Genomic DNA, 15,518 nt, shown 5'->3' with positions numbered 1-15,518 from the left:
GTGCGCATTCTAACAGCTTGTTTTGCCGCAGACTAACGGTCGCGTGCCAGCCACGGCGGTGGCAGGCCAGCGGCGGCCCAGTGGGCTTCTAGCCGTTGCCAGACTTTTTCCTTTTCCGCATCGGCCAGCATCACCCAGTTGGCGACCTCGAAAAACGTACGGCCGCAGCCCATGCAGACTTCGTCACCGAGGGCGGTGGAGCAGATGGCAACGCAGGGGGAGTCGGGACGGGCTTGGGACATGAGCGGAAATACAACAGCTTGAACAGAAAGCGGAATCGTACAGATTGGCCGTCTGGCTGGCGAGTCCGTACGGCGGACGAATTCCGCCTGGCGATTGCGCGCGCAGGCCGTAAGCCTTGTGCTGTCTAGGCTTCGCACGCGGAGTCAGCATCGCGATACCGGGTTTGGAAGTGGTGCCGATAAGTATATTCAGTGAGCCCGATCCACCGGTCAGCGCCTGTCATGCAAACGACATGACTTTGTCTCGGGAGCGTCATCTTGATCACTTAGGTTACGGCCAGTTGACCACAGTGAGACAGGCATGGCTGATGCGCCGCTGAAGTTCCGCAGTATCTGGATCTCGGACGTTCACCTGGGCACTTCCGGGTGTCAGGCGAAATATCTTCTCGATTTTCTCAAGCATGCCGATTGCGACTATCTCTATCTGGTCGGCGACATCATCGATGGCTGGGCGCTCAAACGAAACTGGTATTGGAACCAGAGCCATAACGATGTGATCCAGAAGGTGCTGCGCAAGGCGCGCAAGGGCACCCACGTTACTTATATTCCCGGCAATCACGACGAAGGCGCACGCCAGTTTCTCGGGCTGATGTTTGGCGACATCACGATCGAAGACGAGGTGATCCACACCACCGCCGACGGCCGCCGTTTCCTGGTGCTGCATGGCGACAAGTTCGATGGCGTCGTGCAGTGCGCCAAGTGGCTGGCCATCGTCGGCGACCGGTTATATGGCTTCACGCTCAAACTCAACCAGTGGTTCAACCGCGCCCGTGCCCGCATGGGGCTGGGCTACTGGTCGCTGTCGCAATATCTCAAACACAAGGTCAAGACGGCGGTCAGCTTCGTCGGCAAGTTCGAAGAAGCGGTAGCGGCCGAGGCCAAGTTGCTGGGGCTGGATGGCGTGATCTGTGGCCACATCCACAAGGCCGAGATGCGCGAGATCAACGGCATCCTGTATTGCAATGACGGCGACTGGGTAGAGAGCCTGACCGCCCTCGTCGAGACCGCCACCGGCGAACTCAAGATCGTGACCTGGCAAAAATTCTATGCCGAGCAAGCCGCGCAAATTCCGGCGTGGACGTCCCCCGAATCCAACCCGACCTCTGATCCCCTGCCAATCCCGACTGGAATGACCGCATGAATATCTTGATCGTTACCGATGCCTGGGAACCACAGGTGAACGGCGTGGTGCGCACGCTGAAGCAGACCCGGCATGAACTGGAAAAACTCGGTCATCAGGTCGAGTTGATCACGCCGCTGGAATTCAAGACCTTCCCCTGCCCGACCTACCCGGAGATTCGCCTGTCGTGGCGGCCGGGCAAGAAGATCGCCGCCCGCATCGACGCCTTCAAGCCGGATGCGATCCATATCGCTACCGAAGGCCCGCTTGGCCTGGCGGCGCGCAAGTTCTGCATCCGCAACAAGCTGCCGTTCACCACCGCGTATCACTCGCGTTTCCCGGAATATGTACAACTGCGCTTCGGCATTCCGGTGAGCTGGACCTATAAGTGGCTGGCCGGTTTTCACAACGCGGCGGCGGCTGTCATGGCCCCGACCAAGGTGGTCGTGCGCGATCTGGAAGCACGCGGCTTCACCAAGGTGGTGATGTGGTCACGCGGTGTCGATCTCGATCTGTTCAAGCCGGGTTCGCGGGAGAAGCTGCAGACGCGCCGGCCGGTGTTTGTCTATGTCGGCCGCGTGGCGGTGGAAAAGAACGTTGAAGCCTTCCTTGAGCTGGAGTTGCCCGGTTCGAAGTGGGTCTGCGGTGATGGCCCGGCCGCCCCGACCTTGCGTGCGAAGTACCCGGAAGTGAGCTGGCTGGGCGTGCTTTCGCAGACGGAGCTGGCCGAGGTCTATAACTCGGCGGACGTGTTCGTATTCCCGAGCAAGACCGACACCTTCGGCCTGGTGCTGCTGGAGGCGATGGCCTGCGGTTGCCCGGTCGCGGCCTACCCGGTGACCGGCCCGATCGACGTGATCGGCGAGGATGGCCCCGGTGCGCTCAAGCACGATCTGCAACAGGCTTGCCTGGATGCGCTCAAGCTGGATCGCAGCGAAGTGCGCCGCTTTGCCGAGCGTTATTCGTGGGCCGCGGCTAGTCAGCAATTCCTGAACCACTTGCACCCGTTTACGCCGGGCGCGCAGCAGGAGCTGCGGGAATTGCAGGAGCAACCGGCCTGGCAAGCAGGCGAATAAGCAGCTGCTACCCGTAAAGAGAAAAGCCCCATTCCTCCCAGGAAATGGGGCTTTTTGTTGGCGTTGGCATCCACTGCAGTGGTAAGAGCGAGCTTGCCCGCGATGGCTATGGCCGACCAACCGACGCTATCGCGAGCAAGCGCTCCTGCAAAACCCGACCCCGCATAACATTCCCGTCGCTTGAAACACCCGCCTACGTGCCCATCTCTTCCCGATAACGAGGAGACAAAAACATGTTCGGCTATTTCAAACGGCGCAAGCGCGAGCGCTATCTGGCAGGCAACCCGATTCCCGATTCCCTGTGGCAGCGCGTGATCAACTTGCCGCTGTTCATCGGGCTGACCGATTACGAACACAACCGGCTGCGCCAACACGCCGCATGGTTCCTGCATGAAAAAACCATCACGGCCGTCGGCGGACTGGCGCTGACCGACGAGATGCGCGTGCTGCTGGCGGCACAAGCCTCATTGCCGATCCTGCACCTGGGCTTCGATGCCTACGATGACTGGCACGAAGTCATCCTCTACCCCGGCCAGTTCGTCAGCCGCGACCGCTACACCGACCGCAGCGGCCTCGTGCACGAATACGAGCAAGTCCTCGCTGGTCAGGCGCGCTCGGACGGGCCGGTGCTGTTGTCGTGGATGGACGTGAACGAGTCGCCGTGGCTCGATGGCTGGAACGTGGTCATCCACGAATTCGCCCACAAGCTCGATATGCGCTCCGGCGAAGCCAATGGCTGCCCACCCCTGCATAAAGGCATGAGCTACGAAGCGTGGAAGCGGGCGTTTTCGCGTGCCTATGACGACTTGGTGATGCGCGCCGACCAAGACCACTACAGCCCCATCGACCTTTACGCCGCAGAAAACCCGGCCGAATGCTTCGCCGTGTTCTCCGAATATTTCTTCGAAACACCGCATGCGATTGCCGACCATTACCCGGCCGTCTACGCCCAGTTGTGTGCGTTCTACAAACAAGACCCGCTCGCCCGCCTGCCGCGTGTGCGCTACCGGCCAGCCTTCGAGCCGGTCAGCTTTGGCCCGGTCGTGCCGACACCCGCTCCGGGGGTCTGGCTGTGATCGGCGTACTCAGTCTGGGCAACGCTCCCGCGCAAGCAATCGCGACACGTTTCGGCTTGCCCTTAATAGATGCACTCCCAGCCGAGGGCCGCTATCTGCTGTGGGAGAACGACCAGCTGGAGCTGGCCACGGTGGGCGACAAGGCGCGCGTAGTGGTGGATTTTGTTGAAGGCGCACAAGCGCACCGACGCAAATTCGGCGGTGGGCTCGGCCAGCCGGTAGCGCGCGCGGTCGGCCTGAAACAGGGCGCGCCACTCACCGTGCTCGACGCCACCGCCGGCCAAGGTCGCGATGCCTTCGTCCTGGCAAGTTTGGGCGCCACCCTCACCTTGCTGGAACGCTCGCCAGTCGCCTGTGCGCTCTTGGCGGATGGCTTGGCGCGAGCATCGGAGCACCCGGATACCGCCACCATTGCCGCCCGCATGACGCTGATCCACGCGGACTCACTCACTTGGCTCAATGCCTGCGAGCAGCAATTCGACGTGGTCTTTCTCGACCCGATGTTCCCCGAGCCCGGCAAGCGCGCCAAATCCAAGAAGGACATGGCCGCGTTTCAGGATTTGATTGGCGGCGATCAGGATGCGGACGGTTTGCTCGCCCCGGCGCGACGCATCGCCGGCAAACGAATCGTCGTCAAACGCCCCCGCCACGCGCCGTGGCTGGCGGGCGTGAAACCGGATTTCGACTATCCCGGCGAGAGCACGCGGTTTGATGCGTATTTGCCGAAGGCTTAGCTAGACCGCAGCGACTTGACCCGATCTCCAGCACCTATTCTAATAACTATTGTTATTAGATATTAAATCTGCAGGAGCTTGGCATGCCGACTAGCGTCGCACTCAGCCCACATTTCGAGTCGTTCATTCAGGAGCTCGTCCAGTCCGGCCGCTACAACAATGCCAGTGAAGTCGTCCGTGCCGGGCTGCGCCTCCTGGAAGAGCAACAACAACGTTATGCCATCGAGCAACAGGAGTTGCGTTATTAAATCTGCAGGAGCTTGGCATGCCGACTAGCGTCGCACTCAGCCCACATTTCGAGTCGTTCATTCAGGAGCTCGTCCAGTCCGGCCGCTACAACAATGCCAGTGAAGTCGTCCGTGCCGGGCTGCGCCTCCTGGAAGAGCAACAACAACGTTATGCCATCGAGCAACAGGAGTTGCGTTCCGCCATTGCAGCCGGGTTGACCAGCGGGGAAGGCCGTCCGGCCAAGGAAGTCTTTGCCCGTCTGGAGGCAAAATATCGCGATCAGGGCCAAGACCAGAAAAAGTAATGCGGCTGGTCATTACCCCGCTGGCGGAACGCGATATAGAAGCAATTGGTGACTACATCGCGCAGGACAGTCCGAAGCGGGCGGCGAGTTTTGTGATCGAACTACACAGCCAGTGCCTGAAGATTGCATCAGCGCCGCACATCTATCGCTTGCGGCATGAACTGGGTGACGACATCCGTTCGTGCACTTATGGCAAGTATGTGATCTTCTTCCAGGTGGCCTCACAAGTCGTCCACATCGTTCGTGTGCTACATGGTGCACGCGACATCCGTATCCGGTTCTCCGAACCAGATAGCGGGCATTGATTCTCCGCCCCCCTCCCAGAACATCCCCTGCCCCAACGACGGACACGCTGAAAACACAGCTGTGTCCGCGCCTGCGTCATCCCGCCATTCGCTAATCATTCCCCCGCCAACGCCGCCGCGCGTGACCAATTCATACGTGAATCCTGATTTCACGCCCTGAGCAAAGTAATCACGTTTTAGCGCCTTGCTTTCCCACTAAACTGCGCGTCTTTTGCTCAGCATTCAATTTAATACCTTGCTGATTTCTTTCTTGAATAGATATATTTTTAACAATTATTTGAGCCCCAAGCGATACAGCCCATGATGGACTGAAACGCGTTCTTTTTCGTGCTGCCCGGCATCGGTCAGCCCACGCCGTTCGATCACTCACCACCGTTACGCCTGATCACCCAATGCGGATAAACACGCCATGAAGCCCCGTCACGCCCCTAGCCCTCATGCGCGATGCCATGCCACCGAACACAGAGGGGATACCTGATGGCGATGCAAAGAACACTGGAAACCTCGCAAGAGTCGCTGCAAGGCGCGTTCGTCGCGCTTGCCGCCAATTCGCGCAAGGAGCGCCGGCTGTACTACAGCATCACCTGGCTGGTGGCCGCGATGATCATCGGGTCGATCCTGCTCGGGGTATATCTGACCGCGCGCGATTACATCGACCGGCGGCACGAGCAATTGCTGCGGCACGTGGCGGAGATCGACAAGATCATCCAGCACGATGAAGTCTTCGTGCGCCGGATGCGCTTCACGCTCGACTACACCTGGCCGCGCCAGCCGCAGGAAACCAACGGCTTCGACAACGTGGTGCAAACGCTCGCCACATCGGATAGCGCCGTGGCGGATACCATGCTGCGCGACACCCAGTACACGATCCTGCTGCCGGCCGCCACGCGCGCAGCACTGGGCGAGCAATGGCCCAATCGGGCACGGGTGCTGTCGCGCATCTCCATCGCGGCCATCTCGACGCTGGAAGCCATGGGGATCGACCGACAAGCCTACGTGATCGGGCTGGATCAGGAATTCGCCGCCCTTTTCCCCAAACACCCGTACACCCTGCGCTCGCCCAAGCAGCCGCCGCTCTCGGTCAACGAGATCATCAGCACGATGCGGCGCGACACCATGCAGAGCAGCACGTTCGAAGACAAGCAGCACGGTATCCGCTGGGTCGGCCCTTATTACGACAGCGTGCGCGGCGCGATGATCTTGAGTTGCGTCGGCATCATGGACGAGGGCAACAAGCCGTCGCTGCTGTATGGCTCCGATGTACCGGTGAATGACTTCCTCACCCGGCTGGGGCTGGATACGGCGCAAGAACCCGGCGTGCTGGGGCTACTCAATTCGCAAGGCGTGCTGATCGATCAGATGGGGAGCGGCACCAAGCTACACAACATCACGCTGGCCGAACTCAAAAGCATGGCGCGGACCTGGCCGCAGTTCACCCGCAACGGCCTCGTCATCGTCGAGCCAGTGCACGGGGTCTTCGGCTATCTCGTCTCCAGCTTGCGCTACGACGCCTTCCTCGGCGCGATCGCCAAACCGTTGGGCTGGGTGCTGGGCATCGGTTGCCTGCTGCTGGTCGCGCTGTTTGGCACCGTGCGGTATTGGGACAAGCGGCTGCTGACCAAGAATCATCAGGAAGCCCAGCGCGCACTGGAAAACGAAACGCTCAATCACATCCTGATCAGCGCCACGCCGGTCGGGCTGTGCATTGTGCGCCGACAAGATTATTCGGTGATCGCCGCCAATCTGATGGCCGCATCGCTGTTCGGCGTACGTGGCCCACTGGTACTGCCACCCCATGTGATCGAGGAACTGAAAAATCGCGAGCAGAACCAGGCATCGGCGTTGGCGACCGTCTCGCAATTCAACGTGCCGCGTTTGCCGGGGGAAGCGCCCAGTCCGGATCAACCCGACCAGCCCAATTATCTGCAGATCACCTATGCACCCGCCGATTACCAAGGGCAGCCGGTGCTGTTTTGCGCGATTTCCGATGTCACCTTGCAGAAGACGGCCGAACTGGAGCTGGTCCATGCCCGGGAGGAATCCGACCGCCTGCTGCGAGCCCGCTCGAACTTCTTCGCGTCAATGAGCCATGAGATCCGCACGCCACTCAACGCCGTGCTCGGCAATCTGGAACTGTTATCTACCGCCGGCCTGCCGGAGAAAGAACAACAACGAATCGGCGCTTTGCGTTCGGCATCGGATTCGCTGCTGCAGATCATCAACGACATTCTGGACTTCTCCAAAATCGACGCCGGCGAAATGCAGCTGGCGCGCCAGACCTTCCAGCCACTGCTGCGCTTTGAGCAGCTCGCCGATGTCTACGCGCCCATTGCGGCGGCCAAGAATCTCGACTTCTACGTTGCACTGGCCCCCTCCCTCGAACAAATGAGCGTTGGCGATATCAATCGCATCGGTCAGATCGTCAACAATCTGCTCAGCAACGCCTTCAAGTTCACCCACTCCGGCAAGGTATCGCTCAACGCGCGCCTGCAGCGAACTTCGGCGGGTGCAGGGGAGTTGCAATTCGAGGTCAGCGACTCGGGCATTGGCATGGATGCCAAGCTGGTCGCCCGCCTGTTCACGCCCTTTGCGCAAGCCGAAGCCACTACGGCCCGCGAATACGGCGGCTCCGGGCTGGGGCTGTCGATCTGCGCCACCTTGTGCAAGTTGATGGGTGGCGAAATCAACGCCAACAGCATTCGCCATGTCGGCTCGGCATTCAGCGTACGGATTCCGGTCGAACTCGCGACAAGCGCTGATGCCCCCGCCCCCGCGCCACAAGGCAACGCACTGGTACTCGCACGCGCTCTGGAGCACGCCCAAACGGTTGGCGCATGGCTCGCACACTGGGGCTGGAATGTCACCACACTCCATCAGGCCAATACCAATTTGAGCGACCTACCCGCAGCAGGGATCGACGTACTGGTGTTATGCGACGACCTGACCGTACCAGATGGCAATTATCCGGCTCCCGTGGTGCACGTACGCAGAAACGGGCCGCCGTCCCCCACGCGGCAGGCGGATGGCTCGGTGATTGTCACGGCCTTCCAGGCGGCGTCACTACGCCGGGCATTGGCGATGGGCGTGACGAAGACAGACGAGGCCCACACTAGCGAGATTCAACATGGGGCAAGTTCAACAGGGACAGCCATCACCCAGCCGACCCACGCCCTCACGATTCTGGTCGCCGAAGATAACGATCTGAACCGCTCGCTGCTGGCCGATCAGATCGCCACGCTCGGCCATCGCGCCATCACTGCACGTAGCGGCAACGAAGCACTGGCGATCTCTGGCGGCATGCCCGTCGATCTGGTGCTGACCGATCTGGATATGCCCGGCATGAGTGGCTACCAATTGCTGGATGCCCTGCATGGACGCAATCCGCAGCTGCGTGTGGTCGCGATCAGCGCCAGCAGTTTCGACACGGACATCGAGCAAGGCTTGGCGTATGGCTTTTATGACTATGTCGGCAAACCCGCCAGCCGCAATCGCCTGGCCCAGCTGTTCAATCGCGTGCTGGCTGAGCGTGCATCGGATGAACGGCCTGCGAACGACAACGTACTATCGGTCGACGATGGTGACGACGCAGACGCACCCAGCCCGCACTGGCCCGCATTCGTGGCCTATACGCAAAACGAACTCCAAGCGCTCGATACGCTGATCTTGCAGCGCGATCTGGCCGAATTGAAGCGCTGGGCACACAAGATGCGCGGCAGCCTGCTGATCGTGAAGCAGCAAGCGCTGGCGGAAGATTGTCTGGAACTGGAGCAAAGCTGCGGATACGCCCATGACTGGGACGAGGATTTCGCGACGCTTGCCGCAGAACTCGGCACACGCATTCAGGAAGCCATCGCAGCATGACGCGCAGCCCGCGCTTCAAGCGCAAAGATGCGGGTTCACGACAACGACGCATGGCTGGAGATCAGCGACTATGCTTACCGAAACTGACTACGCTGTTTGGATAAACGTAGTGCGGCAAGATGGGCGAGCCGGGATGCCGGCTGCAAATGCTTCTCCGGTTTAAAACCCGGAAAAACAAAAGGGGTTGCGCAATGCGCAACCCCTTGAATTGGTTGGCTCCCCGACCTGGGCTCGAACCAGGGACACACGGATTAACAGTCCCTCAGTCTTTCGTCCCGCTAATCCGCGCCAGATAAGGAAATGCAGGGGTTCAAGTGTCTAATATTTTGTCCCTACCGCCAATCCCCCAAGCCAATGAATTCGCCACGTCTGACCAGCTAATTAGACAGGTCTTGAGCACCGAATCACGCTAAAAAAGCGGCTCCACCGCCGAGGCGTTCCTAGTTAGCGATGAACAGCTCACCGCTGATTTTCAGACTCTCGCGTGCGTTCGCAACACCGTACCGACTACCCTCTCACCGATTCAGATATGCGCAGCCTGCAAAACTCGATCACGACCGACAATGGTCGGAGTTTGCAAACCGGGCAGTGGATGCTCCCTGCTTATCCAAGTCCCAGTCTCCGCCACCTATAACCCCGAGCTTGGTGAACTTGCGTCCCCACCAAAATAACTTTCAACAATTTCCCCTGATCGAGTAAACAACGCATACCAAGAATAGTCGCCCTCACGGCTGGGCACTAAATTATTCAATCGATACGCAACTCTCTTGAAGGTCGACAACAACTCCGTTTCCGGCAAAGCATCAATTGGAATATAAATTAAGACGCACTGCCCTTCGTCATGCACTTCGAAGGTAATCGAAGCTTTTCGAAAGGACTCACCCTCAAGAAGATCCAAGATCTGGGCAAGTAACTTTTCCGTTATGATTTCTACCATGGAAGGCGCCTATCCAACCTCCTAAACACCCCAGGAGAGCCTAACTCTTTATACAAATCAGGATGCCGGCTCTTTAAAGTAAAGATCACACCAAAGCATGACGACGCATATGCAAGCACAATACAAAAGAACCAATCAAATGCCCCCTCTGCCAACTAATTGCTTAGCACATTAATTTCTCTGCGTTCAACCCGTTACCCCATCGAACTGATTTCACAAACTTTCAAGCCATTGCAGATGAAATTTTTCCTGCGCATTTACTGTCGCTGGCCGCATCCGGTCGTCACTATCAAATATATCAACAATGTCAGCACTTAGTGCCTGCCTACCGAATTGATTTCTATATGCCTGCATAGCCATCCCCATCGACTCCTGCATTGGAGAGGGATATACGTCTTCGCTCGCCCCAAAACATAATGGCAAGACGCCTTCCGTCTCCAAGATGAGACGAATTTTTTTTAAGGCATCAAAAAAGCCTCTTGAAGATGATTGTGAAACTTTGGCATCTGCATAGGAGATACACAGTACGGCAATACCATCATCCTCTTCGGAACCAACCACTTGGGCTTCTTTTTTTGTTCCATCTGGAAGCAACATCCAAATGCTCTTTCTAAATTCATTCAACATGAGATTAAGCCCTGCACGAGCACCTTTTACTCACTCCATTTTGCAAGCTCTTCTTTTAACCCAGTCAGAAGGCAACCCAAAAAGGCGCTGTCATTCACCAAATCGGACCTAGCGTCCTCGTCCATCTGCCCCTTCAATTCTTCATTACAAGAAGACAGTTTAAACTGGATAGCTTCAACTATTGCAAATAGCTCCTTATAAGACAAGGATACTTGCTTCATTTGATGTCACCTCAATAGACACGAGACCAAGCGGGAGCCGTTGACTCAAGTTGGTTCACAAAACTGTTATATGGCATAGAAACTGCCGGCTCAAGAAGCCAATGATTGCCGCGATCATTTTTCAAACAAAGCCCGGGAGGAATCGGGAAGTTTGCAGGAAGGCTCCACCATACTCCTGGACCTGAAATCGTGGAGAAACTAGACAATCCACCTGTATTTGGATGGACCAACCCCATTGGACCAACCACGATATCCTTTGGCACTCGTACATTATCCAGCCTTGGACCTGAGGCATTCCCACTACGATAGAGCGTCGGGTGATTTTTATTTCTGCACTTGCAATCATCCCGATCCCGATCTTTGCTGTTACTTTTATTGGCTACATCTACAGCTGTACTCACTGTGCTGATTATCGCAACTGCTGCAGCTATATCTGCAAAAGGATCCTCAGGACCTCCACCAACAACTTCAGCGGCAAGTGCTCTTTCTACCGCTTTTTCAAGCGTTTCCGGTGACATTGAAAACAACCCGGAAGGATCAACTGCACCAGTGGGCCTATTTCCCACATAGCTATATGTAGAATTGCTCCCAGCCGCTAACCCAATCGGATCACTTGAGTTGAAAGCACCCACGCCAGAATTGAAGGTGCGGTTGCCGTTATAAAACAGCCCCGTTTCCTTATCGCTAATCTGCCCCGCGTTACGCAAATTGTACTCAAACTGAGTACCCGTACTGGCCGGGTCTTGATTCGGCTGCGAATTGCCAAACGGCTCCCCATCCCAACGCCACACCAGCGCATTGCTCACCGGATCAGTGATCTGCCGTGGTGTCCCCAAATGATCTGCCCACACGTAATACACCTTCGGATTGGCCGGATCAGTCGTCGGCCGTACGGTGGCAATGGGCATGTCACCCAGCCACACCGTTTCCTGAATCACCTTGCCCGTTTGATCGTACTCACCCAGCAAATGCCCCTGCTCATCGTAGACGAAGCGCGTGGTGCCGGTCGGGCCGGTCTTCTGCAGCCGTTGCCCCAAGGCGTTGTAGCTGTAGCTCCACGTCTGACCATTCACCGTGGCTTGGGTGATGCGGCCGGCGTTGTTGTAGACGTTGGTCACGTTGCCGGTTTGGGTCTGATTCCCCGCCGCATCGTACTGGTATGCATTGACGGTGCTGCCGGTGGTGTTCAGCAGTTTGTTGCTGACCGGGTCGTAGTGATAGTCGGTGTTGGCGGTGCCGTGATTGTCGTTAACGCGGTTGCCGTTCTTGTCGTAGCCGTAGTTGTAACCAATCCCGCTGACGTTGCCGAGCGTGAGCCGGTCCAGCACGTCATAGCCGAAGTTCTGGTTCAGCGCGGTGTGGGTGATGTCGGCGATGCTGCTGACATTGCCGACGTTGTCATAGCCGTAGCTTCTGACCGTATCGCCGAGCGCAAGGCCGGCGATGCGGCCGGTGGCGTCGGCGGCGCGTGCCCAGTATTGGCCGTTGCTCCACGTCCAGCTTTGCGGGCCGATGTTGGCGGACCAGACGATGTTGCTGGCGAGCGCTTGGCCGTTGAGCTGGATGGCGCTGATGGCACCGTTGTTCCAAGTGGTACCGACGGTAGCGCCGGAGGGCGCAGTGAGCTGGGTCAGGCGGTGGCCGGGGCCCCAGCTGTAGCCCGTGGTTTGGGTCAAGGCACCGCTGACGCGGCTGACTTGGGTCACGTCGCCAAGATTGTCATAGCTGTAGCTGGTGGTGCCATCGGCATCGCTGAAGCTGGCGAGTCTGCCGATGCCGTTCAGGGCGGTGTCGTAAACGAAGGTCTGCGTCTGGTCGCCGTAGTTGATGCTGGTCAGGCGGTTGAGCGCGTCGTAGGCATAGTTGGCGGTCTTGCCACGGGCGTCGGTTTTGCTCAGGACTTTGCCGGCGGCGTCTTGCGTGTAGGTGGTGGTGCCGCTATCCGGGCTGACCAGCTTGAGCAGGTTGTCGAGGCCGTCGTAGCTGTAACGGGTGACGAAGCCTTCCGGGTCGGTGACGCTGACCAGATGGTCGGCGGCGTCGTAACCAAAGGTGCTGACGTTGCCGGCAGCATCGGTGAGCTGGGTCAGCCGGTTGAGCGCATCGTAGGCGTATTTCGTGACGTGGCCGCTGCCGTCGGTTTGCGTCAGCCGGTTGCCGTTGCCGTCGTAGGTGTAGGTGGTCTGGAAGCCCTTGCCGTCCATGTGGGTGAGCAGCCGGCCCAGCGGATCGAAGGTGTCGAAGCTGCTGACGAGGGCGACGTGGGTGGGGATGGTGCCGGCCGGTGTGGGGGTCGGGGTTGGTGTGGGAGTTGGAACCGGCGTGGGTGTTGGCGTCGGGACAGGGGTCGGGACAGGGGTCGGCGTGGGGGTCGGCGTGGGGACCGGTGTCGGCGTCGGGGTAGTCACCGGCACGTTGATCTGGGTCGTTAGTGCTTGCGTCGGCGGGGTGAAGTTGGCGGTGTACAGCGCCGCGCCTTTGGTAATGCGCAGGTCGTCGATGTAGCCATCAAAGCCGGAGGCCCAGGATACATCGACCCCCGGCACGTAGAGCTGCCCGACCGTGAAGCTATTGCCGGTCTGTACCCAGCCGAGGCTGGTTGGCACGGTGCTTTCCAGATTGCCGTTCAGGAACAGCCGCCAGGCGCTGCCGTCCGAGGTGAGCGCGACGTGGGTCCAGGTCTGAAGCGGTGCGGGATGGGTGGCGGCAATGCTGGCTTCGGTGCTGCGGCCCGGCAGGCTGCCCCCCTGACCGAAGACGAAGTAGCCGCCCTGGGTGTACTCGATGGTTTGGCCGGTGCGCGGACCGTAGCCAGGTTGGCCCATCAGGAACCACGCCTTGCCGCCATCGACGGCGGCCGACGGGGTGGTGGTCGGCACGCTGTTGACGTAGGCGAAGAATTCGAGCGTGAAGACGTTGCCGAGATCGCCGACGGTGGATGGCAGGGAGAGGTAATTGCCGATGCCGCCGTCGAAGCGGGCGCTGGCTCCGCCGAACATGCTCTGCGCGGTGCTGAGATGGGCATTGCCGCCGAAGGAGACGTAGTTGGCGCTGGCGCTCGCATCGGTGGTGGCGGTGCTGCCATCCGCGCCGTCGAAGTGCAGCAGCAGGTTGACGTTGCCGGTCGGGGTGGCCGCCGGTTGGTTGACCTTGATGTCGGTGATGGTTTTGCTCATGCCGATCAAGGCCAGATCGGCCACGCTTTGGGTGAGCAAGGCGCGCTTGCCGGCGAAGCCGGTATCTTGGTAGACGATGGCCTGATAGCCGCTGGCGACGGCCACTGAGGCGGCACGGTCATTCCAGCCGGCCGGCACCCCGCCGCTGTAGGCGGGGGTGCAGAACGAGGCGCCTTGATAGTTGGGCGATTCGTAGAAGCACGCCGCATTGCCGGTCGGCACGGCCGGGGCGGTCCCGGTGGCGGCGGGCAGCAAGGTATAGGCGCTGATCGCTTTGTTCAGGCCCAGCGTAGTGAGGTCGGCCACGCTTTGCGACAGCGGCAGGTTCTTGCCGGAATAGTCGGCGTATTGCGACAGCATCAGCGAGTAGCCAGGTGCCAGCAGAATGGACGCGGCCGCATTGCTCCACACGCCCGGCATGGCGCCGCTATACGGGGTGCTGCAAAAGGCCGGGCCTTGGTAGTTGGCTTGCTGGAAGAAACAGGCGCCGTAGCCAGCCGGGACAGCGGCGGGCACCAACGCGATACCGAAGCTGCTGACTGCTCGGCCGAGGTTGACGGTGGTGAGATCGGGTGCGCTTTGGGCAAGCGCGACCGCCGTGCCACCAAAGCTACTGCCGGAATACAAGGTGATCTGTGCGCCCGGATCGAGCTGGACCGAGAGCGCGCGAGCTTGCCAGGCACTCGGCAGATCGGCGCTGGTGGGACCGACGCAGTAGGCTGCGCCGTGATAGTGGGTGTAATCGAAGAAGCACGCACCGCCAGCGGGGGGCACCGGAGCCTGACCCAGCGGATAGAGGCTATAGGCGGCGACGGCCTTGCTCATGCCAACGCTGGCCAGGTCGGGAATGCTTTGGGTGAGCTGAGCGGATGTGCCGGTGAAATCGGCGTTCTGGTAGATCGCCAATTGGTTACCGTCGGCCAGCAGGATCGAGGCGGCCTGGTTTTGCCACCAGTGGGTGAACCAGGCCGGCATGTCGCCACTGTAGGTATCGGAGCAGAAAGCCGCCCCTTGGTAGTTGGGCAGCGCAAAGAAGCAGGCACGTTGCCCGGTCGGCACCTGCGGGGTACTGCTGGCCAGTAGCGTGTAGTCCGTGAGCTGGCCGGCCAGACCGACAGTGGCCAGGTCGGCGATGCTTTGGGTCAGCACGGCGTTTTTGCCGTCGAACTGGGTGTCTTGATACAGCGTGATCTGCGCACCGGCCGAGAGCTGGATTGAAGCGGTCTTGTCATTCCAGTCCGTCGGCACACCGCCGCTGTACGGGCTGGTGGTGCAGAACGAATTGCCCTGGAAGTTCGGCTGATCGAAGAAACAGGCGCTGACGGCTGTGCCGGGAACGGGCGTCGGCGTAGGAACGGGCGATGGGGCGGGCGTCGGGACTGGTGCTGGTGTCGGACTCGGTACTGGCGTCGGACTCGGGACCGGCACCGGCACCGGAACAGGCGTCGGTGTGGGCGTAGGAACCGGGGTCGGGCTGGGTACGGGTACCGGAATGGGGGTAGGCGTTGGCGTGGGAACCGGCGTTGGACTCGGTACAGGAACAGGCGTCGGAGTCGGAGTCGGAGTCGGAGTCGGAGTCGGAGTCGGAGTCGGAGTCGGAGTCGGAGTCGG

Annotated in this window: 13 protein-coding genes; 8 read left to right on the top strand and 5 right to left on the bottom strand. The window is 59.6% G+C overall.

Annotated features, from left to right (window positions below; genetic code table 11):
* Positions 1-32 precede the first annotated feature (32 nt).
* On the bottom strand, positions 33-242 hold the full coding sequence (locus tag BR41_RS02775) for a DUF1289 domain-containing protein (RefSeq protein ID WP_035052673.1): 210 nt from the start codon (positions 240-242) through the stop codon (positions 33-35).
* Between the two features lie 301 nt (positions 243-543).
* On the opposite strand from BR41_RS02775, the gene BR41_RS02770 reads away from it, so the two are divergent.
* The 8 genes from BR41_RS02770 (at position 544) to BR41_RS02735 (ending at position 8,946) form a co-directional block, all read left to right on the top strand.
* Positions 544-1,383 carry a UDP-2,3-diacylglucosamine diphosphatase gene (locus tag BR41_RS02770; RefSeq protein WP_084186802.1) on the top strand — a complete coding sequence of 280 codons (840 nt, stop codon included), beginning with the start codon at positions 544-546 and terminating at the stop codon, positions 1,381-1,383.
* Positions 1,380-2,438 carry a glycosyltransferase family 4 protein gene (locus BR41_RS02765; protein ID WP_035052671.1) on the top strand — a complete coding sequence of 353 codons (1,059 nt, stop codon included), beginning with the start codon at positions 1,380-1,382 and terminating at the stop codon, positions 2,436-2,438. The genes BR41_RS02770 and BR41_RS02765 overlap by 4 nt, the downstream gene beginning before the upstream one ends.
* A gap of 233 nt (positions 2,439-2,671) precedes the next feature.
* Positions 2,672-3,514: a M90 family metallopeptidase gene (locus BR41_RS25035; protein WP_084186801.1), complete on the top strand. Its 843-nt coding sequence runs from the start codon at positions 2,672-2,674 to the stop codon at positions 3,512-3,514.
* On the top strand, positions 3,511-4,248 hold the full coding sequence (locus tag BR41_RS02755) for a class I SAM-dependent methyltransferase (RefSeq protein WP_245615788.1): 738 nt from the start codon (positions 3,511-3,513) through the stop codon (positions 4,246-4,248). Before BR41_RS25035 ends, BR41_RS02755 begins: the two co-directional genes overlap by 4 nt.
* 83 nt (positions 4,249-4,331) lie before the next feature.
* A complete protein-coding gene (locus BR41_RS02750; protein ID WP_035053553.1) occupies positions 4,332-4,496 on the top strand; it encodes a type II toxin-antitoxin system ParD family antitoxin in 165 nt (54 codons plus the stop codon).
* Positions 4,497-4,513: 17 nt separating this feature from the next.
* On the top strand, positions 4,514-4,780 hold the full coding sequence (locus BR41_RS02745; protein WP_035052669.1) for a type II toxin-antitoxin system ParD family antitoxin: 267 nt from the start codon (positions 4,514-4,516) through the stop codon (positions 4,778-4,780).
* Positions 4,780-5,085 (top strand): type II toxin-antitoxin system RelE/ParE family toxin, encoded by a 306-nt coding sequence (locus tag BR41_RS02740; RefSeq protein WP_035052667.1) that lies wholly within the window; start codon positions 4,780-4,782, stop codon positions 5,083-5,085. Before BR41_RS02745 ends, BR41_RS02740 begins: the two co-directional genes overlap by 1 nt.
* A 477-nt stretch (positions 5,086-5,562) precedes the next feature.
* The gene (locus BR41_RS02735; RefSeq protein WP_035052665.1) at positions 5,563-8,946 is read left to right on the top strand and encodes a hybrid sensor histidine kinase/response regulator; all 3,384 of its coding nucleotides are present in this window, start codon (positions 5,563-5,565) and stop codon (positions 8,944-8,946) included.
* 628 nt (positions 8,947-9,574) lie between these two features.
* Here BR41_RS02735 and BR41_RS02730 read toward each other — a convergent pair.
* From BR41_RS02730 to BR41_RS24805, 4 genes are all read right to left on the bottom strand, one after another.
* Positions 9,575-9,883: a hypothetical protein gene (locus BR41_RS02730; RefSeq protein ID WP_035052662.1), complete on the bottom strand. Its 309-nt coding sequence runs from the start codon at positions 9,881-9,883 to the stop codon at positions 9,575-9,577.
* A gap of 213 nt (positions 9,884-10,096) precedes the next feature.
* Positions 10,097-10,510: a hypothetical protein gene (locus BR41_RS22625; protein WP_051709929.1), complete on the bottom strand. Its 414-nt coding sequence runs from the start codon at positions 10,508-10,510 to the stop codon at positions 10,097-10,099.
* A 26-nt stretch (positions 10,511-10,536) separates the two neighbouring features.
* Positions 10,537-10,731, bottom strand: coding sequence for a hypothetical protein (locus BR41_RS02720; protein WP_035052660.1), 195 nt, complete (start codon positions 10,729-10,731; stop codon positions 10,537-10,539).
* Positions 10,732-10,742: 11 nt separating this feature from the next.
* On the bottom strand, positions 10,743-15,518 hold a 4,776-nt coding region (locus tag BR41_RS24805; protein ID WP_211251646.1), incomplete at its 5' end, for a peptidase inhibitor family I36 protein.

It is taken from the genome of Andreprevotia chitinilytica DSM 18519, from assembly GCF_000711875.1.
GTDB lineage: Bacteria > Pseudomonadota > Gammaproteobacteria > Burkholderiales > Chitinibacteraceae > Andreprevotia > Andreprevotia chitinilytica.
The sequence above is the reverse complement of the archived record's forward strand: the minus strand, read 5'-3'. Positions and strand labels throughout refer to the sequence as shown.